At 63.0% G+C, this 20,193-nt stretch carries 20 protein-coding genes; 1 reads left to right on the plus strand and 19 read right to left on the minus strand.

Annotated elements, in window-relative coordinates; translation table 11 throughout:
* Nucleotides 1-2: 2 nt before the first annotated feature.
* The 9 genes from ACPYOP_RS01850 to ACPYOP_RS01890 all read right to left on the minus strand — a co-directional run bounded on the left by ACPYOP_RS01850 (nt 3) and on the right by ACPYOP_RS01890 (nt 9,421).
* The gene (locus ACPYOP_RS01850) at nt 3-890 is read right to left on the minus strand and encodes an intradiol ring-cleavage dioxygenase (protein ID WP_481408687.1); all 888 of its coding nucleotides are present in this window, start codon (nt 888-890) and stop codon (nt 3-5) included.
* 7 nt (nt 891-897) lie between these two features.
* Nucleotides 898-2,652, minus strand: coding sequence for an FAD-dependent oxidoreductase (locus tag ACPYOP_RS01855; protein ID WP_481408688.1), 1,755 nt, complete (start codon nt 2,650-2,652; stop codon nt 898-900).
* The gene (locus ACPYOP_RS01860) at nt 2,625-3,734 is read right to left on the minus strand and encodes a branched-chain amino acid ABC transporter permease (protein WP_481408689.1); all 1,110 of its coding nucleotides are present in this window, start codon (nt 3,732-3,734) and stop codon (nt 2,625-2,627) included. The genes ACPYOP_RS01855 and ACPYOP_RS01860 overlap by 28 nt, the downstream gene beginning before the upstream one ends.
* A gap of 1 nt (nt 3,735) precedes the next feature.
* Nucleotides 3,736-4,599: a branched-chain amino acid ABC transporter permease gene (locus tag ACPYOP_RS01865; protein WP_481408690.1), complete on the minus strand. Its 864-nt coding sequence runs from the start codon at nt 4,597-4,599 to the stop codon at nt 3,736-3,738.
* Nucleotides 4,596-5,306, minus strand: coding sequence for an ABC transporter ATP-binding protein (locus tag ACPYOP_RS01870; RefSeq protein ID WP_481408691.1), 711 nt, complete (start codon nt 5,304-5,306; stop codon nt 4,596-4,598). Before ACPYOP_RS01870 ends, ACPYOP_RS01865 begins: the two co-directional genes overlap by 4 nt.
* On the minus strand, nt 5,306-6,025 hold the full coding sequence (locus ACPYOP_RS01875) for an ABC transporter ATP-binding protein (RefSeq protein ID WP_481408692.1): 720 nt from the start codon (nt 6,023-6,025) through the stop codon (nt 5,306-5,308). Before ACPYOP_RS01875 ends, ACPYOP_RS01870 begins: the two co-directional genes overlap by 1 nt.
* 172 nt (nt 6,026-6,197) lie before the next feature.
* Complete coding sequence (locus ACPYOP_RS01880) at nt 6,198-7,475, minus strand: ABC transporter substrate-binding protein (RefSeq protein ID WP_481408693.1); 1,278 nt, start codon at nt 7,473-7,475, stop codon at nt 6,198-6,200.
* A 24-nt stretch (nt 7,476-7,499) separates the two neighbouring features.
* Complete coding sequence (locus tag ACPYOP_RS01885) at nt 7,500-8,564, minus strand: maleylacetate reductase (protein WP_481408694.1); 1,065 nt, start codon at nt 8,562-8,564, stop codon at nt 7,500-7,502.
* The gene (locus tag ACPYOP_RS01890) at nt 8,561-9,421 is read right to left on the minus strand and encodes a dioxygenase family protein (RefSeq protein WP_481408695.1); all 861 of its coding nucleotides are present in this window, start codon (nt 9,419-9,421) and stop codon (nt 8,561-8,563) included. The genes ACPYOP_RS01885 and ACPYOP_RS01890 overlap by 4 nt, the downstream gene beginning before the upstream one ends.
* Nucleotides 9,422-9,501: 80 nt before the next feature.
* On the opposite strand from ACPYOP_RS01890, the gene ACPYOP_RS01895 reads away from it, so the two are divergent.
* On the plus strand, nt 9,502-10,452 hold the full coding sequence (locus ACPYOP_RS01895) for a LysR family transcriptional regulator (protein ID WP_481408696.1): 951 nt from the start codon (nt 9,502-9,504) through the stop codon (nt 10,450-10,452).
* 33 nt (nt 10,453-10,485) lie between these two features.
* Here ACPYOP_RS01895 and ACPYOP_RS01900 read toward each other — a convergent pair whose 3' ends face one another.
* The 10 genes from ACPYOP_RS01900 to ACPYOP_RS01945 form a co-directional block, all read right to left on the minus strand.
* On the minus strand, nt 10,486-11,100 hold the full coding sequence (locus ACPYOP_RS01900) for a flavin reductase family protein (RefSeq protein ID WP_481408697.1): 615 nt from the start codon (nt 11,098-11,100) through the stop codon (nt 10,486-10,488).
* A complete protein-coding gene (locus tag ACPYOP_RS01905; protein WP_481408698.1) occupies nt 11,097-12,323 on the minus strand; it encodes an acyl-CoA dehydrogenase family protein in 1,227 nt (408 codons plus the stop codon). The genes ACPYOP_RS01900 and ACPYOP_RS01905 overlap by 4 nt, the downstream gene beginning before the upstream one ends.
* Nucleotides 12,324-12,382: 59 nt before the next feature.
* Nucleotides 12,383-13,162 carry an alpha/beta fold hydrolase gene (locus tag ACPYOP_RS01910; RefSeq protein WP_481408699.1) on the minus strand — a complete coding sequence of 260 codons (780 nt, stop codon included), beginning with the start codon at nt 13,160-13,162 and terminating at the stop codon, nt 12,383-12,385.
* 24 nt (nt 13,163-13,186) lie between these two features.
* On the minus strand, nt 13,187-14,200 hold the full coding sequence (locus ACPYOP_RS01915) for a zinc-dependent alcohol dehydrogenase (protein WP_481408700.1): 1,014 nt from the start codon (nt 14,198-14,200) through the stop codon (nt 13,187-13,189).
* Complete coding sequence (locus ACPYOP_RS01920; RefSeq protein WP_481408701.1) at nt 14,197-15,246, minus strand: branched-chain amino acid ABC transporter permease; 1,050 nt, start codon at nt 15,244-15,246, stop codon at nt 14,197-14,199. The genes ACPYOP_RS01915 and ACPYOP_RS01920 overlap by 4 nt, the downstream gene beginning before the upstream one ends.
* Before the next feature lie 4 nt (nt 15,247-15,250).
* The gene (locus ACPYOP_RS01925) at nt 15,251-16,108 is read right to left on the minus strand and encodes a branched-chain amino acid ABC transporter permease (RefSeq protein ID WP_481408702.1); all 858 of its coding nucleotides are present in this window, start codon (nt 16,106-16,108) and stop codon (nt 15,251-15,253) included.
* Nucleotides 16,095-16,817, minus strand: a complete 723-nt coding sequence (locus ACPYOP_RS01930) for an ABC transporter ATP-binding protein (protein ID WP_481408857.1) — start codon at nt 16,815-16,817, stop codon at nt 16,095-16,097. The genes ACPYOP_RS01925 and ACPYOP_RS01930 overlap by 14 nt, the downstream gene beginning before the upstream one ends.
* Before the next feature lie 5 nt (nt 16,818-16,822).
* Complete coding sequence (locus tag ACPYOP_RS01935) at nt 16,823-17,548, minus strand: ABC transporter ATP-binding protein (protein ID WP_481408703.1); 726 nt, start codon at nt 17,546-17,548, stop codon at nt 16,823-16,825.
* 101 nt (nt 17,549-17,649) lie between these two features.
* Nucleotides 17,650-18,945, minus strand: a complete 1,296-nt coding sequence (locus tag ACPYOP_RS01940; protein ID WP_481408704.1) for an ABC transporter substrate-binding protein — start codon at nt 18,943-18,945, stop codon at nt 17,650-17,652.
* Nucleotides 18,946-19,026: 81 nt separating this feature from the next.
* Nucleotides 19,027-19,845, minus strand: coding sequence for an SDR family NAD(P)-dependent oxidoreductase (locus ACPYOP_RS01945; RefSeq protein ID WP_481408705.1), 819 nt, complete (start codon nt 19,843-19,845; stop codon nt 19,027-19,029).
* Nucleotides 19,846-20,193: the final 348 nt, after the last annotated feature.

Here is a 20,193-nt window from a genome sequence, read left to right on the forward strand (position 1 = left end):
TCTTACGTGCCTTTGCGCCGCGCCAATACGAAATCGTGCGTCACGTCCCAGAAGTCGTCCGCGAACTGGTAGGACCTGGCACGCGCCGGGTCGTTCACTTTGTCGAACTTCGCCAGCAGGCTTTCCTTGACGCCGAACACGGCATCGGAATGGATGTAGGGATCGTCGGGATCGAAGATATGCGTCGTCAACGTCTCGAAACCATCCGCGCTGATAATGTAGTGCAGATGCGCCGGGCGGTAGGGATGGCGGCCGAGATTGCCGAGCAGCTGACCGACCGGGCCGTCGTCGGGGATCGGATAATATTTCGGCTTCACGGCACGGAACCAATAGTGGCCGTCCGAGCCAGTCCTGAAAATGCCGCGCAGGTTGAAGTCGGGCTGAATTCCCTTTTGCTGCACGTCATAAAATCCTTCGTCATTGGCCTGCCATACGTCGATCACCGCATTGGCGATCGGCTTGCCTTCGGTGTCGAGGATATGGCCCTTGATCACCATGTCCTCGCCCTTGCTGTCCAGGCAGATATTGGCACCCATCGGTAGTTCCGGCGCATCGGCGACATGGAAAGGTCCAAGCACCGTGCTCTCGGATGCACCCGAGGGCTTGCGGTTGTTGATCGCATCGACCAGCATCGAGACGCCGAGCACGTCCGACAGCAGGATGAATTCCTGCCGCCATTCGTTGCACATCTGGCCGGTGCGGGTGAGGAATAGGATGGCCTGCATCCATTCGTCCTGCGTCGGCTCCAGTTCCTTCACCGCCTCGTGCAGCTTGCGGGTGATGACGTCCATCACCTGCTTCAGCCGCTCGTCCTTGGCGCCGGCATTGCGGCCGGTCACGACCTCGATCGAGTTCTCCTCGGTGAAATAGCCTTTCTCATGCGCTTCCATGTTCACCTCATCGGTTCAGGATGGTTTTCAACACGCGGCGGAGTTCGCCGGCAGGATCGGCCGCCAGGCTTTCCGAGCGCCAGGCGACGTGATGGTCGGGCCGTACCAGGACGACGCCGGCATCGCCGACTTCGCGAGCTCGCGCCCAATCGCCGTAATGGTCCTGCCATTGTTGCCGCGGCCCGATGATATGGGTGGCGATCGGCAGAGCGAGTTCGGCCGACAGGGTCTCGGCCGCATCGACCCAGGCCCGGCCGCCGATGCCGGTCAGGATGGTGAACTTGCCATGACCGCAAAGATCGAGCGTCGAGGCCTTCTTGTCGCCGTTGCCGAACAGCCAGGCATGCGGCAGGCGGGCGCCGGGCCAGGTCGTCTGATCGAAATGCAGCTCCGGATCCTGCGTAAAGGCGGGCTCGGGCCGGCCATCGCTTGCAACCGCCGCCGACTTGTAGCGATGGTTCATCTCGACGCCATGGGCGTCGAACTCGTAGACCTTGAAGGCGATCGCCGCGCGCAGCGCCGCGCGCTGGTTCTCGGCGGTCGGCGTGTCGTCGCAGCGGCGATCCATATTCTCCTGCATCTTCACCGGATCGATGGAATCAAGCAGGCCGAGCGCGCCGAAGATTGGGCCGAATTCCTCGATCGACTGGTTGGCACGCGTGACGATCTGCCTGGCGATCGGCGCGCGCTCCTCGGTATAGGTCTCGAGCAGGCCGGGACCGGCCTGGCCCTTGACGACCATGGCGAGCTTCCAGGCGAGGTTGAATCCGTCCTGAATCGAGGTATTGGAGCCGAGACCATTCGACGGCGGATGGCGGTGGATCGCATCGCCCATGCAGAACACCCTTCCCTTGTGGGCGCGCACCGCGTAACAATTGTTGACCGTCCAGGTCGAGACCGAAGTGACCTCGATGTCGATATCGGAATCGCCGATCAGGTCGCGGGCCACGCCCTCTGCAAAGGCGTTGTCGACATCCGGCACGCCTTGAGTGATGTCGTAACCCCAGTTGATCAGCCACTCGTTCCAGGGCCGGATCATCCGCACCAGGCCCATGCCGATGCCGCCGACATTCGAGCCGGGCTGCAGCACCCAGTAGAGCACCGAGGGGCGATGGGCCACATAGCGGGCAAGATCGGCTTTGAACAGGATATTCATGGAGCCGGCCACGCCCATCTTGCCCTCGAAAGGCAGGCCGATATGCTGCGCCACCATCGAGTTGCCGCCATCGGCGCCGACCAGATATTTCGAGCGCACGGTGAAATCCTTGCCCGTCAACCGGTCACGGCAGGTCGTGGTCACACCCTCGGCATCCTGCACATGGCTCACATATTCCGTCGACATCCTGGCCTGCGTGCCGCGCGAACAGGCGGTCTTGAACAGCAGCGGCTCCATGAAGGTCTGCGGCAGGTCGTTCATCTCGGTCGGCGAGGACAGGAGATGCTCCGCCTTGGACTTCGGATGATTGCCCCAGGTCTTGAGCCGTCCGAGTTCCTCGCCGGCGATCGCGGTGCAGAACACGTTCTCGCCCATGATCTCCTGCGGACTGCAGTGGAGATAGGCTTCGGCCTCGACCTCGCGGCCGAGATCGCGCAACACTTCCATGGCGCGCTGGTTGGTGATGTGGGCACGCGGCGTGTTGGCGAGCCAGCGGTAGCGGTTGATCACCATGTTCTCGACGCCGTAGGTGGCAAGCAGTGCCGCGGTCGCAGAGCCCGCCGGGCCGGTTCCAATAATCAATACGTTGGTTTCGATATCAGCCATCGGTCACTCCCTCGGACGTCTTTGGTTTTGGTCCGGTCCGCCAGGATACGGCGGACCGGAAAGAGCTGGATTCCGGTGCGGTCGGTGAACAGGCCCCAAAGGCCGCGCGGCGCAAGCAGCATGATCAGGATGCCGATCAGGCCGAGGATCAGCAGATACCAGGAGCCGTAATCGGCCATAAGGTTCCGCAGGATATAGAACACGATCACACCGACGATCGGCCCTTCGATCGTACCGATGCCACCGATCACGACGATGAAGATCACATAGGCTGTCCAGTCGGGAACCGAGAAAGCGGCGTCGGGCGAGATGCGCGCCTTCTGCACATAGATCAGCGCGCCCGTCAGGCCCGTGGCCAGCGCCGCGACCAGATAGACGAAGCATCTGGTCCGGAGCGGATCGACGCCGACCGAACGCGCCGCCTCGCGGTTGTCGCGCACCGCGGCAAGGCCGAGCCCCTGCTTGGATCGCAGCAGCTTGTAGGTCGAACCGATCGCGGCGACGGCGAGCAGCAGCGCCAGCCAGTAGCAGACGATATCGGTTGCCTGTGGACCGCGAACGCCGAGCAGATCGGCAACGAAGCGGATGCCGAACATGTCGCGCGTGGCGCCCGAGGGCAGCGAGGTCCCCGTGCCGCCGCCCAGCGCCTTCCATTGCGCGAGCGCGAGCCGCACGACCTCGGCGATGACCCATGTGCCGATCGCGAAATAAGCGCCCTGAAGGCGGAAGACGAAGAAGGCGGTCGGGACCGACAGCGCCAGCGCTGCAAGTCCGCCGAGCACTATTGCCGCCATCGGATCCATACCGAGCAGGCTGACGCCGGCGAACATCGCATAGGCGCCGAAGCCGACAAAGACCTGCTGCCCCACAGAGACGAGGCCGGCATAGCCGGCGAGCAGGTTCCAGCATTGCGCCAGCACCAGCATGGTGAGGATGAAGAACAGGTCCTGGATCACGGCGCGCGAGGCGATGAGCGGCGTCGCGAAGGCGAGAATGACAACGGTGAAGACCAGCAGCATCGACAACGACGAACTGCGCGTGCGGGTCGAGACGGTCCAGTTGGAGGAAACGTGATCTGTCATCTCAATCCACCGCACGAGGGAAAAGACCGCGGGGGCGAACGATCAGGACCAGAAGGAAAGCGATATGGCCGGCAAGGATTTGCCATTCCGGATTGATCGCGGCACCCGCCGTCTGCGCCACGCCGATGATGATGCCGCCGGCCAGAGTGCCCCAGAAGGAACCGAGCCCACCGATGATGACGGCTTCGAAGGCATAGATCAGGCGTGCCGGCCCGATGGTCGGATCGAAATTGGCCCGCGTGCCGAGATAGAGCGCGGCGATCGTCACCACCATCATGGCAAGCCCGGTCGCCGTGGCAAAGATGCGCTCGGCGCGGATGCCCATCAGCCCGGCCGTGGCGCTGTCGTCAGATGTGGCGCGAAAGGCGCGGCCGAGCGACGTGCGGTAGAACAGCAGATTGAGGGCGACGATGACGCCGACGGCCGAGGCGAAAGTCAATAGCGGCATCGTGCCGATGCTGACCGGGCCGATCTGCAGCGAGGCCGTCTCCAGCATGCCGGCTGAGATGCGGCGACTATCGGCGGAAAAACCTTCGAGCAGGCCATTCTGGATGACGACCGAGAGGCCGAAGGTGACCAGCAGCGGCGGCAGGATATCGTCGCCGAGCGTGCGGTTGAGCACGACATATTGCAGCGCCCAGCCAAGCGCGAACATGACGGGCAGCGCGACGAGCGCGGCAAGGAACGGATTGAGGCCGAGCGCAGTAACCAGAAGTAGTATCAGGAAGGCGGCGAGAACGATCAGGTCGCCATGAGCGAGATTGACCAGCCGCATGATGCCGAAGACGAGGCTCAGCCCGGCCGCGAAGAGGGCGTAGAGACCGCCGAGCAGGATGCCCTGGACGATGGTGTCGAGCCAGCTCATCGCTTATGCGCTCCGAAATAGGCGGCGTGGATGTCCTCACGGCTGAGCACTGCCGGCGTTCCCGTCAGCGTCACCCGTCCCTCCATCATGCAATAGACGCGGTCGGCCACCTTCAGTGCCTGGCCGATATCCTGCTCGATGATGACGATGGAGGCACCGGTCGCACGGATCTTCGGGAAGGCCGAATAAATGTCCCTGACCACAACGGGAGCAAGCCCGAGGCTGACCTCGTCACAGAGCAGCACGCGCGGATTGGACATCAGCCCCCGGCCGATTGCCACCATCTGCTGCTGCCCGCCCGACAGTGACATGCCGGGATTGTGCCGCCGCTCCTTCAGCACGGGAAAGAGATCGTAGACGGTATCGAGCGTCCAGGCTCCATTACCGCTGCGGCCATATTTACCGATCAGCAGATTCTCCTCGACCGACAACGATGGAAACAGGTGCCTGCCCTCCGGCACCATGGCGATACCAAGCTGCACGACATCGGGCGCGGACAGGGCGCCGATCTCCCCACCGTCGAAGCGGATATGGCCGGGCGCGTTGCGGATCAAGCCGGAGATTGAACGCAGCAGCGTCGACTTACCAGCCCCGTTGGCCCCGATCACGGCGACAGTCTCGCCCTCGTCGAGGCTCATGTCGATGCCGAACAGCGCCTGGAGGTCGCCATAGAAGGCCGTCAGGCTATGGGTTTCGAGCAGCGCCATCAGACCTCGATCCCAAGATAGATTTCGCGCACTTCCTTCGACGCCATGATCGTATCGGGATCACCGATACCGATCACCCGGCCGAAATGCAGCACGACGAGGCGGCTGACGATGGAGGTCACGGCATGCAGCACATGCTCGACCCAGATGATCGAGACGCCCCGGCGATGAATTGCCCGGATCGTCTCCACCAGCTCCCGGCATTCGCCTTCAGTCAAGCCGCCGGCGATCTCGTCGAGCAGAAGTATTTTTGGGTCGGTGGCGAGTGCGCGGGCAAGCTCGAGACGCTTACGCTGCAGAAGACCAAGCGTCCCGGCTGGCTGGTTGGCCTTCGGGTAGAGCCCGGTCTCGACGAGAATGTCAGCACACCGATCGCTGACTTCGCGCTCCGTCTTGCTGGAACCGAAAGCAGCAGCGACCAGCAGGTTTTCGAAGACCGTCAGCCTTTCGAAGGGTTGCGGAATCTGGAATGTCCGGCCGATGCCTGCGAGACAGCGCGCCATGGGCGGTTGCCGCGTCACGTCGGCGCCGTCGAACAGGATGGCACCGGCATCGACGCGGATATTCCCGGTAATCAGGTTGAACAGCGTCGACTTGCCGGCGCCGTTTGGGCCGATCACGCCGAGTGCTTCGCCTCGTTCCAACCCGAACGAGATCTGGTCGGCCACCTTCAGGGCGCCAAAGCTCTTCGATAGTTGGTCAAGGGTAAGTATGGGCATCGGTATCTCGGTTTCGGACAGGGCTATCGCATGTGGAATTGCGTGACATCTTGCCCCTCAGTCTGACCTTCTCCTCTTTCCGAAGGACAGAAGGTGGCCGTAGCCGGATGAGGGGCAAATTCCTTAAGCGCAACCCTGCGTTTCGCGCGCTTGCCGCCGCCTGAGCAATGGCTCAGGCGATGGCCTCCATTTTACCGCCGGTCGGAATGTTCGGTGCGGTCTGGTTATCGACGATGACCAGATCGTAGCCACCGCCATCCTTGAGGCGCCACTGGCCGCCGACCAGCGGTGTCTTGGCGATGTTCCTGGCGGCGAAAGGCGGAACATTGGTGCCGTCCCAGGCCACCTTGCCGACAATTGTCTCGAGTTTCGAGGCCGCGATGGCGGAGATGACGGCCGTGCTGTCCGTTGGGTCGGCGCGCTTCATCACGTCGACCGCCACCTCGAACAGGGCATGGACGAAGCCGATCGGCTGTGTCCAGGGCCGGCCTGTGGCCGCCGTAAAGCCTGCCGCGAGCTCCTTGGCGCTCTGGCCGGTCAGCGACGACTTGAACGGATGGCTCGCCGACCACCAGACTTCGCAGGACAGGTTATGGCCGCCCTTGCCAAGTGCCTCGACAGCCTGCGGGAACAGGATCGCCTTGCCGATGGAAGCGACCTTCGGCTTGAAACCCTGCTGCTGGGCCTGGTTCCAGAACGTCGTGAAGTCCGGCGGGATCATCACGCCGGTGATGACTTCGCTGCCGTCCGACTTGAAGGCGTTGATCTGCGCGGAAAAATCGTCGGTCAGGTTCTGGTAGCGGCCCGGATCCTTAAGGGTATAGCCGAGCTTGTCGAGCACCGGCGGGAAGCCAACCTGCCTGTCGCCCCAGGCATTGCCGTCGCCATCATTGGGGAACAGGCCACCGACATGTCTGTTGGTCTCCACCTGACCCCACATGTTGGTGTAGACCGCGATGACGTCTTCCAAGCCCCAGAAGAAGTGGAAGGCGCTGTTGAACGGCTTCCACGACGCGGGATCGCCCGGATTGGCCTGCTGTCCGATGAACCATGGCTGCCAGGGCGCCGCGGTCGAGATACAGGGCACCTCCTCGGCTTCGCAGGTCGTCGCCACCGGATTGGTCGTCTCCGGGGTCGAGGCGACCAGCACCATGTTCACCTTGTCATCGACGATGAGTTCCTTGGCGACCTCGGCGGCACGGTTCGGGTTGGACTGGCTGTCCTTCACCACGACTTCGTAATTCAGGCCGGCCGCCTTGGTGGCCGCCATGAAGCCGTCGATGATGAATTTGTCGGCTTCAGCGAAAGCGGCAAGCGGACCAGACTGCGGGCTGACATAGCCGAGCTTGATTGAGGCGCCCTGCGCGATGGCCGGCATGGCCAAACCCGAAGTCGCGGCGAGCGCGCCTGTGGCGGCTGCTGACTTCAACAATTCACGTCTCGTAATCATATGCCTTCCTCCTCCCAAAGGAATTCAATATGGCGGCCGCTCCCCGCTCCACGCATCCTGCAAAAGCGCGCGGATCGATATGCGATCGATCGGACGCGGGTTCGAATAGGGATTGCTGGTCGCGATCTCGGCCGCCCGGTCGAGATCGGCCTCGCTGAGACCGAAATCGCTCAGAGCCATCGGCGACCCGATCGATTTGGCGAAGTCGTAAAGTGCCTGTCCGGGCGTACCGCCGCCGAAAATATCGGAGATCGGCGTCATCAACTCCGGCACCGCGGATGCGTTGAACCCGATTGTGTGCGGTAGCATGATCGAATGCGTCTCGGCATGCGGCGTGTCGAAGCTGCCGCCCAGCGTATGGCAGATCTTGTGATGCAGCGACATGGCGATCTGGCCAAGTACCGTGCCGCAGAGCCATGCGCCGTAGAGCGCCTTTCCACGCGCCGCACTGTCGCGCGGGCTCTCGATGATGACAGGCAGCGCCTCCTTGAGCGCCCGCATGCCGTCGACGGCCATCATCGTCGTGATGGGGTTGCGATCCGGCGCATAAAGCCCTTCGGCGGCATGCGCGATCGCGTTCAGCCCGCTGGTCACGCTCATGCCGACCGGCAGGCCGAGGGTGAGTTCAGGATCATAGATGACGACTTCCGGCGTAACCTTCGGGCTGCGCAGCGTCGTTTTCGCACCGTTTTCCGTCTGGCCGAGAATCGGCGTCACCTCGGAACCGGCGTAGGTGGTGGGCACGACGATCTGGGGAATATCCGTGCGGTAGGCCATGGCCTTGCCGAGCCCGGTGGTGGAGCCGCCGCCAACCGACACGACGCAATCGGCGCCGAGTTCGGCCGCGCGGGCGACGGCACGTTCGGTGACCTCGACAGGCGTGTGCATTGTCGCATCGGTGAAGATACCGACCGCCAGCGATCCCAGCCGCTTCGACAGGGCTTCGGCATCCGCCGCCTGATGCGGTGTCGACAGCACCAGCGCGCGCCGGCATTCCAGCGTTTCGACGCACTTGCCGACATTGGCGCTCGCCCCGTTACCGAAGACGATGCGCGCGGCGCTGCCCTGATAGGTGAATGCCAGTGTCATGACGATCCGCGTCCCTTCTTGGCCCTCACCATCACGAAGGTGAAATCAAGCGTGGATCCCTCGCCCTTTCCCGATGGCTTGAACTCGCCGATCAGTTCTTCCTTGACGCCGAACAAGGCATCCTGGCCGAGATGCGGATCGCTGCCATCATAGACATGCGTGCTGATCGTCTCGAAGCCGTCAGCTTTGATCATGAAATGCAAATGCGCGGGGCGCCTGAGTGAAAAACCGAGGCCGCCGAGCATCTGGCCGACCGGGCCGTCACAAGGCACGGTATAGCCGCCCGGCCGCACCGTCCTGTAGCGGATGTTTCCCTTGGCATCGGCGGTGAACACGCCGCGCAGATTAAATTCGGGCTGCTGGTCCGGCTGCTGGTTCTCATAGAAGCCTTCACCATTGGCCTGCCAGGTTTCGATGGTCGCGCCGGCGATCGGTTCTCCGTCGAGATCCAGCACGCGGCAGTTCACGGCCACGGGCTGGCCGGCACCATCGAGTGAAATATTCGCATCCAGCGGCAGCCGAGGTGCATCTGCCCGGTAGAAAGGGCCGCGAACCGTGTTCGGCGTGGCACCCTTGGGCCGGCGCGTATTGATCTCTTCGATCAATGCCGTCACGCCCAGGAGATCGGACAGCAGCACCCATTCCTGCCGTCGTCCATCACTGGCATGGCCAACCTCCGTCAGGAACTCCACCGTGCGCCGCCAGTCCGCATGCGTCGGTCGCGTCTCGCGGATCAGCTTGTGCAGATGCTCGATGAAAGGAACCATGAAGGCTGGCAGAGGCCCCTCCGCATGCTTGTCGAGCCGCTCGGCCACAAGCTGCGCAGAATTGCGCTCGCTGAACGTTATATCTGTCATGATACCTCCCATGACGGTAACTTAGCAGGCCGGAAACGAATGCTTGATAATTTTTCGCGCGGTTTATATGCATAATTGTTATGAAGATCGATGAAAGGCACCTCGTACAGCTCGCGGCGGTCGTCCAGGCGGGAGGCGTAACCGAAGGCGCAACCATGCTTGGACTCAGCCAGCCGGGAGTTTCCCGTACGCTTGCCATGCTGGAAAAGCGCCTTGGCGAGCCCCTGTTCATCAAAGGTCGTCGGCCGCTGCAGCCCACGCCGCTCGGCCGGGCACTGGCCGATTACGGACAGGCGATGCTGACCGCATCGCGCAAGGCTTCGGCCCTGGTTGAAGGTTTCCGGCATGGCCGTACCGGGCTTGTCCGCGTCGGCGGCACACCCTTCTTCATGGATGCGCTGATTGCCGGCATGGTTGCCGGCTTCCAGAACGCCTTTCCCGACGTCCGTATCGAACAAAGTTACGGCTACCTCCCCGAATTGCGTGCTGCGATCGTCGCGGACCGCATCGATCTCGCCATCTGCCCGATCGACATGCTCGACGAGGGATCCGGCATGCATTTCCAGGAACTCCTGCCGGGCCGGAATGTGGTCGCCTGCCGCGTCACGCACCCGCTGCTGCTCAAGCGCAAGCTCGCGGGTCCGGAACTGCTCGACTATCCCTGGATTGCGCCGCCGCCCGGCAGCCCGCTGCTTGCGGACCTGCGCAGCCTGGTGCTCTCGCTCGGCGCGACGGAGACCAAGATCCGTTACGCCGGTGGTTCGCTGACCAGCGCCATCAACTACATGAAGGAAAGCGATGCCCTGACCATCCTTCCCCACAGCGTGGTCTTCGCCTATCGCAACGACAAGACAATCACAGCACTGCCGGTGAACATTCCCCATCCGGAGCGGGCGCTGGGCCTGCTGCGACGGGCAGGCGACCTGGGCGCGCCGGCGATCGAGGCATTCTCCGCCCATATTCGCAAGAGTTTTGAGAACCTGAGACATTTGATCAAGCGTCACGAGCAGTCCGTGATCTGGGGAATGTAATGCCCCCGGCGGCAGAAGCCGCCAAGGGCATTGTCAGAACGTTGCGGAGTCGTCCGGCCAGAGCAGCACCGGCGCCGAAACGGTGTCGACCACCGGTCCGAGGCCGTGCCAGGCACGGTTGGAATAGACCAGCGCCTCTGCCTGCCGTGTCGCATGTGCACCGGGCGAGACCGATGTCAGTTCCGCCGTCACCAGGCAGGCGCCCGGCGTCTCCAGACGGCCGCGCAGTTCGGCCCGGAACCAGAGCTCGACCTGCGGATAATAGGGCTCCCCGTTTTCGAGGCGAGCCCACCGCACATCCGGCCCAAAGCGCTCCTTGCCCGATGTCGCACACAGGCGGGCGAGTTGCATGTCGGCGCGCCGAACGAAATGGACAACGACAGATGTCGCGCGCTCGACCGCCCGGGCGCTCGATGACGAGGCCGAGAGCGAGAACGCCACCATGGGCGGCGCTGCACTGATCGAGATCAGCGAACTCACCGTCAACGCTACCGGCCCCTCTCCGGCATCCGCCGTGATGATCGCCACACCCGACGGGTGGTGCCGGAACGCCGCAAGGAACGCTTCCGTCATTCCGGAGCCGGCCGACGCAGCGCCCGTTTCGGGCGCCGCCAGCTTGTCCGGCATTCCTTTCGCGGGGGCGCTCATTTCTTTTCGATCAGGTCGTAGAACTGCCAGGCGCGATCGCTCCACACCCCGGCAATGTCGCGGCCCGCCGCGGCGACGATATTCGGGTTGATCGTGAAGTGGTTCGCCGCCGTCAGCATCTCACGATAGATCCGCTGCATCACGCCGTAGCGCAGCGAAGCGCCGCCGACCGCGCGATAGACGAAATGGCAGGCATCGACGCCGGCTTCATGCACTTCCGACTTGGCGAGATGCACGAGGCTGATCTGGCGCGTCGTCATGCGGTTACCGGCCTCGATCGAGCTCTCGACCTCGCGCCAAACCTCGAACAGGAAGGCGCGGGCGGCGCGGACACGGGCTTCGGCCCGGCCAAAATCGAACCAGAACTTGTCGCTTTCCCCGAGCAGGCCGGCGCGGCCGGTCTTGGTCCGGGCATATTTCGCGACTTCGTCAAGCATGCGGCGCGAAGCACCGATTGCCCAGCCGGAATGGCCGATGGCGGCAAGACCAACGACACCGAGGCTGAAGAATTCCTTCATGCGCTGCGGCTCGGCGGTCAGGATTGGAAACACCATGTCGTCCGGGATGAAGACGTCCTTGGCGGCATAGTCGATACTGCCCGTGGCCTGCAGGCCGAGAACGTTCCAGTTGCCGAGCAGATCGTGATCTCCGACCGGAGCATGGGCGCAGAGCACGATCACGTTGCCTTTCTCGTCCTTGGCGGGCTGGCCGTTGCCATCATCAAGCAGGGCTGCGGTATGTGTGTAAGTCGCGTGATAGATGCCGCTCGCATAGGACCAGCGGCCGTTCAGGCGATACCCGCCGTCGACCTTCTTCAGCATGCCTGTCGGCGTGCCCTGACCCGAGAAGCGGTTGTCGGTCTTGCCGTCGAACAGGCGGCCGATCGCGGTGTCGGGCAGGAAGGCGGCCGACATTGCGCCAATGCAGGTATGGACCATGGACACCCAGCCGGCAGCGCCACTCTGATAGGTGATCGCCTCGATGAGCTGCAATCCCTGCGTCGGCGAGAGCTGCGCGCCGCCGATATCCTCGCCGGCAAAGACGTGGCTCATGCGTAGCGGCTTCAGGGCCTCGAAAGTCTCCTCGTTGAGGCGGCCGAGCTTCTCATTCTCCTCGGAGTTCCCGTCGAGGATCGGGGCGATCTTCTCGACATGGGCCATGAGGGACGCGAAGTCCGTCTTCGTGCCCCAGTAGCCAGAGGCGTGCTTGATTGGTGCGTTCATGACAATTCCTCCTTGATAGCCTGATCGTGCGGCCGCCCGTGAGCGCCGCGTTTACGGTTTCACCTGGCGAGGAAGTCGCCGATGGCAGTGACGGTGCGCGGATCTTCCTGCATGGTAAAATGGCCGACATCTTTCATGATCATCGTCCTTGCATTAGGGATGCGCTCCTGCCAGAGCGGTGCCTGTGAGGCGGGCAGCATGCGGTCCTTGTCGCCCCAGACGATCAGCGTTTCGTTGGGAATCCGGCTTAACCAGCGGCCGAGATTGGGATGGCCCATGCCGTGAACCTTGAGGATGTTGCCGAGTGCCGGGCCTTCCTTCTCGCGGGCTGCCATGAATGCCTCCACCGACGTACATTCCGAGCCGCCGGGAAAATAGCGGGCGGCGATCCCGACATTGTGCGCGAGATAGGCCGGGAATTCCTCGGGTGGAATCTGGCTTAGATCGGCGCCGAGATGATCGGGATGATTGAGGCCGGCCGGCGCATTCAGCACCAGTTTTCCGAACCGCTCACCGGCGACTGCGGCAATCTCCGCAGCCATCCAGCCGCCCATGGAATGCCCGACCAGATGCGGCCGCTCGATGCCGAGGGCTTTGACGAGGCGGAGGTTATGAACGATCAGGTCCTGCATTCCGGTGATATGTGGCGCCTCGGCGCTTTCGCCGAAGCCGGGATGGAACGGCAGATAGACACGGAAGCGATCCGCCAGCCCGCGCGCCCAGTCATGGCCCTCGATCGTCGCCGCGCCGTGCAGCGCAAACACCGCTGGACCGCGGCCAATCGCCTTGACGACGGAGCGGATGCCATCGATGTCATGGATCAGAGTTTCAAATTCCATTGAATATCCTCCTCGAACAATCCGTCACGCGGACTCGGCCGCGATCAGCACCTTGCATTGCGTCGTCCGGCGCCGAAGCCCCTCAAAGGTCTCCGGCACGTCGCCAAAGCAGATCCGGCCGGTGATCAACGCCTGCGGGCGATATCGGCCAGGCCCGAGTGCATCGAGTGCCGTTTCAAATTCGGCCATGTTGAAGAACACAGCGAAGATCAGCTGGATTTCCTTGGACAACGCCTTAAACGGGTCCCAGTCATCGCCGCCGACGCAGAGGCCGACGCCGACCACAGTTCCATGCCTTCGCACCATCTTGCAGGCGAAGTTGATGAGACCGCGCTTTCCGACGCATTCGAAGACGATGTCGGGCTCGCCGCCAGCTTTGGCACGAAACTCGTCCGCCAGGCCGGGGCCGGACAGGGCAAAACCGGTCGCACCGATCGCAGCCGCGCGTTCTTCCTGATGCCGATTGATGTCGGCGACAATGACGTCGCGGGCACCATGCCGGCGTGCCCAGAAGGCGACCAGCAGGCCGATCGGCCCCGCGCCCAGGATCAGCACGCGGCTGCCCGGCTTCAAGCCGGATCGCATCACGCAGTGCAGCGCCACCGCAACCGGCTCGGCAAGCGCCCCCTCGGCTGTCGGCAAATCGTCGGGAAGGACACGGCATTGCCGCGCCGCGACGGTGGTAAACTCCGCATAACCGCCGCCGATCAGCCGCATCTCTGCGCACCAGGCGGGCTCGCCCCGCATGCAGCTGTCGCAATGGCCGCAGCCCCGCATCGGTGCCACCGCGACCCGATCGCCCGGCTTAAGCTCGGTCACGCCGCCGCCACAGCCCACCACCTCTCCGGCAAATTCATGGCCGAGTACATCATATTGCTTGAGGCCGAAGGTCTTGGGATCCTCGGTCATGTGCAGGTCGGAGCCGCAGATGCCGCAGGCGGCAATCCTGAGCAGGACCTCGTCTTCCACAGGCTCGGGCACAGGGCGTTCGCCTGTTATCAGCGGCAATCCGACACCATCGAAAATTACGGCTTTCATATCCGCTTCTCCATCAGCTTTCGTCGTGTCGGAAACCACGGCGCATCCACCACCTTGCAGATCAGCCCCCAGATGCCGCCGCGGGCGAAGAGCGCCATGAAAAGGGTCATCAGGCCGAGCACCACGAGATAGGTTGCGCCGAACTGGCCAAACCAGCGCTCCGCGAAAAAGTAGATGAGGGCGCCGATCAGCACACCTTCCAGCGATCCCAGCCCACCAACCATGACGATGAAGATCGCGATGTTGGCCCAATTCGGGTCATAGGCCGAAGGCGGCGTGATGCGGAGTTGGGCCATGAAGTAGATGGCGCCCGCGAGGCCTGTCCCCACGGCTGCCGCGATCCAGATCAGAAAGCGCAGGCGCCCGACATTGACCCCCTGGCTCGCCGCCGCCACCGGGTTGTCGCGCATGGCGATCAGCGCCAGGCCGTAGCGCGAGCGCAGCAGCAGATAGCTGCCGCCGACCGTTACCAGCAGCATCAGCGCACAGAGAGCCGAGACGCCCACGGCGCGTTCCATAGGAGAATAGCTGGTCATAACGCGCAGGCTCATGCCGGCGCCGGCATTGACATAGCCGAAGACCGAGGTGGCGAGGCGCATCACCTCGGCCGCGACCCACGTGCCGATCGCAAAATAAGGCCCGTCGAGGCGATGCAACAGACCATAGGTGGGGATGGCGAGCAGCGCCGGCGCGATCAGCGCGAGCATCACGGCGACGAAGGGATTGATGCCCCAGAGCTGCGCCATCACGAACATCATATAAGCAGCTATGCCGACAAAGGCCTGCTGACCCACCGAGACCACGCCGGCATAGCCTGCGAGCAGGTTCCACATCTGCGCGACCGCGATGTAGCAGCAAAGTTCGACCACGTCCCGGATAAGGCCCTGGCTGGCCCAGAGCGGCATCGAGGCGACGGCAAAGAGCACGGCGACGGCGAGGGTCATTGCGACTGCACCGGACATGGTCTGGCGCTGGACGCGGACAGATGGGAGGTCCATGGTGTCGGCAGGACTGGCGGCGTGCGCAGCTGTGGGCGCTTCGGTCACGGTCTCAATCCTTTCCGAGAAGGCCTTGCGGCCGCAGCGCAAGAATCATGAGGAAGACAAGATGGCCGGCGAGGATGCCGAAGCCGGGATCGATGCGAAAACCGACCGACTGGCTAATGCCGAGCACCATGGCGCCCAAGAAGGCACCCCAGATCGAGCCCATGCCACCGATGATCACCGCTTCGAAGGCATAGATCAGCTGGAAGGCACCGTCGGCCGGCGACACCGTCGAGCGCATCGACTGGAAGACGGCCGCAAAGCCCAGAATGCCCACCGCCAGCGCTGTTGCGCCAGCATAGACGGTCTTGGGGTTCACGCCCGTCATGGCTGCGGCCTCGACATCGGCGGAGGCGGCGCGCAGTGAGCGGCCAAAGCGGGTATATTGCATCGTCGTTGCCAGTCCCGCGGTCAAAACCGTGGCGGTAATCAGCACGATCACCGGCAGCACGCCAACGAAAAGCGGCCCGACCTGGAAAGAGGCCTGCGCGATACCACCGCTCGGCAGTGACCGCGTATCCGCGGACCATACCTGCAACATCGCATTCTGCAGCGCAATCGAAAGTCCGAAGGTCGCGATCAGCGACGGCAGCGGATCGGCACCGACAACCCGATTGAGAATCAGTCGCTGCAGGATGACGCCGATGATGCCGCCGAGCGCAACCAGAACCACCAGAACCGACCACGGGCCGAGGCCGAAGGTCGAGGCGAGGCTGATGCCGATCAGGGCCAGCAGGATCATCAGGTCGCCATGGGTGATGTTGACGACCCGCATCACACCGAACATCAGCGCCATGCCGAGCGCATATTGGGCATAGAGGCCGCCGAGCAAAATGCCCTGGATCAGTCCGTCAAGCCACTGCATGGGACACTCCGAAATAGGCTTCGCCGATCGCCTCGCGAGACATCTCGACCGAGCGGCCCGTCAGCGTCACGCGACCCTCCAGCATGCAGTAGAGCCGGTCCGAGGCGGACTTGGCCAATCCCACATCCTGCTCGACGAGCACGACAGCGGTGCCGCTCTTCGAGATCGAGGGGATCGATTGATAGATTTCACGCACCACCTTCGGGGCGAGGCCCAGACTGATCTCGTCGCAAAGCAGGAGCCGCGGCTGATTGAGCAGAGCACGGCCGATCGCCACCATCTGCTGCTGTCCGCCGGATAGCGACTGCACTGGCGCTGACTGCTTTTCCTCAAGGATTGGAAACAGCGCGAAGATACGCTCGATCGTCCAGGCGTCACCACGACCGGGCGCGGCGTGGTCGACCGCCACGCGGAGATTGTCGACAACGGACATTCCGGCAAAGAGCCGGCGTCCTTCGGGTACGATCGCCACGCCCCGGGCCACCATGCGGTGCGGCTGGCTGCCGCCGACCGGCTGGCCGTCAAGGCGCACCATATCGGAGGCCACTCGCAGCAGTCCCATGATCGATTTCAGGAGCGTGGATTTTCCGGCCCCGTTCGCACCGATCAGGGCCACGACCTCGCCCGCCGCGATCTCGAAATCGATGCCGTAGAGCGCCTGGAAATCACCATAGCGCGCCTTGAGCTCATGCGTGGAGAGAAGCACCATGCTCGTCATGCCTCGATCCCCATATAGACGCGTCGCACCTCCGGATTCTTGATGATATCGTCCGGCAGGCCTTCGGCGATCTTCTCGCCGAAATTCAGCACCATGATCCGGTCGGCCACGGCAAGCAGAGCGTGGAGCACATGCTCTATCCAGACGATGGTCACGCCGCGGTCGCGGATGCGGCGGATCAGCTGAACGAGCGCCTTGCCCTCCTCATCGGTCAGTCCGCCGGCGATTTCGTCAAGCAGCAGCAGGCTCGGCCCCGAGGCCAGTGCACGGGCGAGTTCCAGCCGCTTGCGATCAAGCAGCGTCAGAGACCCCGCCGAGCGATTGGCCCTGTCGGTCAGTTCGCAATCGCGCAGGATCTGAGCGCAGAGCGCGTAGCTCTGGGCTTCGGAACGCCCGCCGCCGAAGGTTGCGGCGACGAGCAGATTTTCGAATGTCGACATGCCGACATAGGGACGCGGAATCTGGTAGGTGCGGCCAATGCCGATCTTGCACCTTGAATAGGGCGGCTGGCCGACGAGACGCTGACCGGCAAACACAAGCTCGCCGGCATCATTCCTCAGATCGCCGCTGATGAGGTTGAAGAGCGTGGTCTTACCTGCCCCGTTCGGGCCGAGAATGCCCAGCACCTCGCCGCTCCGGACATCGAAACTGATATCCTGCAGAACGTGCAGGGCGCCGAAGGATTTGCTCAATCCTCTCGCTTCGAGCAATACGCCGTCCAATAAGACCTCCACTCAAGACAGGGGCAGGCGACGCATTGCGCCCGCCCGTCCCGTTCACATTCCCATGCGAAAGCACGGGTCGGCCCGGTGTTCGGCGCCACTCAGGCCCAGTTGAGCACCTTCATTTTCTGCTCGGGCTCGAACAGCTTGTTGACCGTGTTGTCGACGATCTTCAGGTCATAGGGCCATTTTTCACCCTTGACCCACTGGCCGCCGAAGATCGGCGCCGTGGAGACGTTCTTGTGCGGGCCGTTGGAGAAGTCGACCTTGCCGATCAGCGTGTCGATCTTGGTCGCCACCATGGCGTCGCGATTGGCCGTGCGGTCGAGCGGATTGGTCGAACGCTTGAGAATGTCGAGCGCCACCTCCCAGATCGCGTGACTGTAACCGAGCGGCTGCGTCCATTGCTTCTTGGTCTCGCTCTCCCACTGATTAGCGATGTCGCGGCTGACCTGCCCGGTCAGTGTCGACTTGAAGGGGAAGGCCGGCGTCCACCACACCTCGGACGACATCCCGTCACCGAGCGGGCCGAGCGCCTGAACGCCACCGGGGAACAGCAGTGCCGCTGCCACCGTGACGGCCTTGGGCTTGTAGCCTTGCTGGGCGCACTGGTTGATGAACGTCTTGAGGTCATCGGGATAGGTGATGCCGCCAACGATCTCGCAACCGGCATTTTTGAAGGCGGCGATCTGTGCCGAATAGTCATTGGTGCGCGGCTGGAAGAAGCCCGGCACAATGATTTCGAAGCCAGCTTTCTGCGTCGGTGCCGGCAAGCCGTAGTCATTGTTGCCCCAGGTCTCGCCGTCGGCGTTCTGTGGGAAAAGCATGCCGACCTTGCGGTTGGTATCAATCGTGTTCCACAGGCCGACGAAGGTGTTGAGCGCCTCGTCGAGACCCCAGAAGAAGTGATAGGTCCAGTTGAACGGCTTCTTCTGGCCGCCACGCGGGAAGATGACCGCCTGCCACGGCGCACCGGTCGAAAGGCAGGGGCATTCATTCAGCTCCGCCTGGTCGGCCGACGGGCTAACGGTGTCGGTGGTCGATGCCGGCAACAAGAGATGCACGCCGTCGTTTAGGATGAGGTCGCCCGCCACTTCCGCGGCGCGGTTGGGATCGGACTGACTATCGCGGATCAGGATTTCGACATCGAACTTGCCAACGGCGGTCTTCAGCCCATCCTTCAGCAGCGCCTTGACCTTGTCGGCAGCCCAGCCGTCGGTCTCGCCGAACAGGGCGAGCGGCCCGGTCGCCGGCGTTACGAAGCCGATCTTGATCGTGCCGGCCGATTGCGCTCGGGCGACCATCGGCGCGCCGAGTGCCGATGCGGCCAATCCGGCACCGATGCCCTTCAGCACGGTCCGGCGTGATGGTTGTACAAATTTCGTGTTCAGGCGCACCTTGGTCTCCTCCCTCTGGTGTGATGTGGCTTGCACGCATCTTCGTGACTGCCGACCGTTCCTCCCTGGCCGGCGGTCACATCACCTGATGCGGTTCATCGCGCCGCCATCGATCACGATCTGGCTGCCAGTAACGTAGGACGAGCACGGCGAAGCCAGGTAAAGTGCAAGGCCCTTTATGTCGTCAGTGTCGCCAATCCGCCCGATCAGCGACTGTTGCTCGAAGGCTCTGCGATCTTCGGGGATCTTCAGTCGGCCGCCGGCGATGTTGGTCATGAAAGGACCGGGCGAGATGCAGTTGATGAGAATACCGAACATGCCGAGTTCCATCGCCATCTGGCGCACGAAATGATCGACTCCCGCCTTGGCCGGCATGTAGGGCGTACCAACGATGGCCTCGTTGATCTGGCCCGCAATCGAAGATGTGACGACGATGCGGCCTCCGCCGGTCGCCTTCATATGGCGCGCTGCGTGCTTCACTGTCGTGTAGACTGAGGTGAGATTGACCTCGATGACCCGGTCCCAGTGATGATCGTCGAGAACATCGATCGCGCCTTCGGAAATGCGCTCGCCCGTGGTCGACAGGAAACCCGGTCCGGCATCGATACCCGCATTGGCAAAGACCACATCGATTCTGCCATGCCGCTCGGCCACCGCGTCAAAGGCAGCTTTCATTCCCGCGCGGTCGGACACGTCGACGACCTGGCCCCAAACCTCGCCGCCATTGGCCTTGATTTCGGCCACCACGGTATCGAGCGTTGCCGCATTCAGATCGAAAATGCAGACTCGCGCGCCGTTATCCGCCATCACCTCGGCATAGGCACGGCCGATGCCGCTGGCGCCGCCGGTGACGATGACCGACTTGCCGCGAACATCGAACATTTCTTTCAATGTCGCCATTCTCTCTCTCCCCGATAGAGAGAAAGCTAGCAGGCAGCAACGGCTCTGTTGATAATTTCTTTCGAATTTAATATGTCGAAACGTTATATGCGATGGACCGCAAATAACGGGACGTTTTCCCGAAATGCAACTACCGACAGCTACTCCCCATGGCCGTAACGTGGATGCCGAACCAAATGGCCTGGACTAAGCCTCTCGACCAGCTCGACAGCTTCGGCGACGTTCCTGACCAGCGTGACGCCATTCCACCACCTGCCGCGCCAGCAACGGCCGCTCTTGATCCCTGATGCCACTCGGCGATTGCATATGAGGCCGTTGACCAGGTGAGGAACTCGCATGTTGCGTTCG

It is taken from the genome of Rhizobium sp. KNZ2-6A (assembly GCF_056755475.1).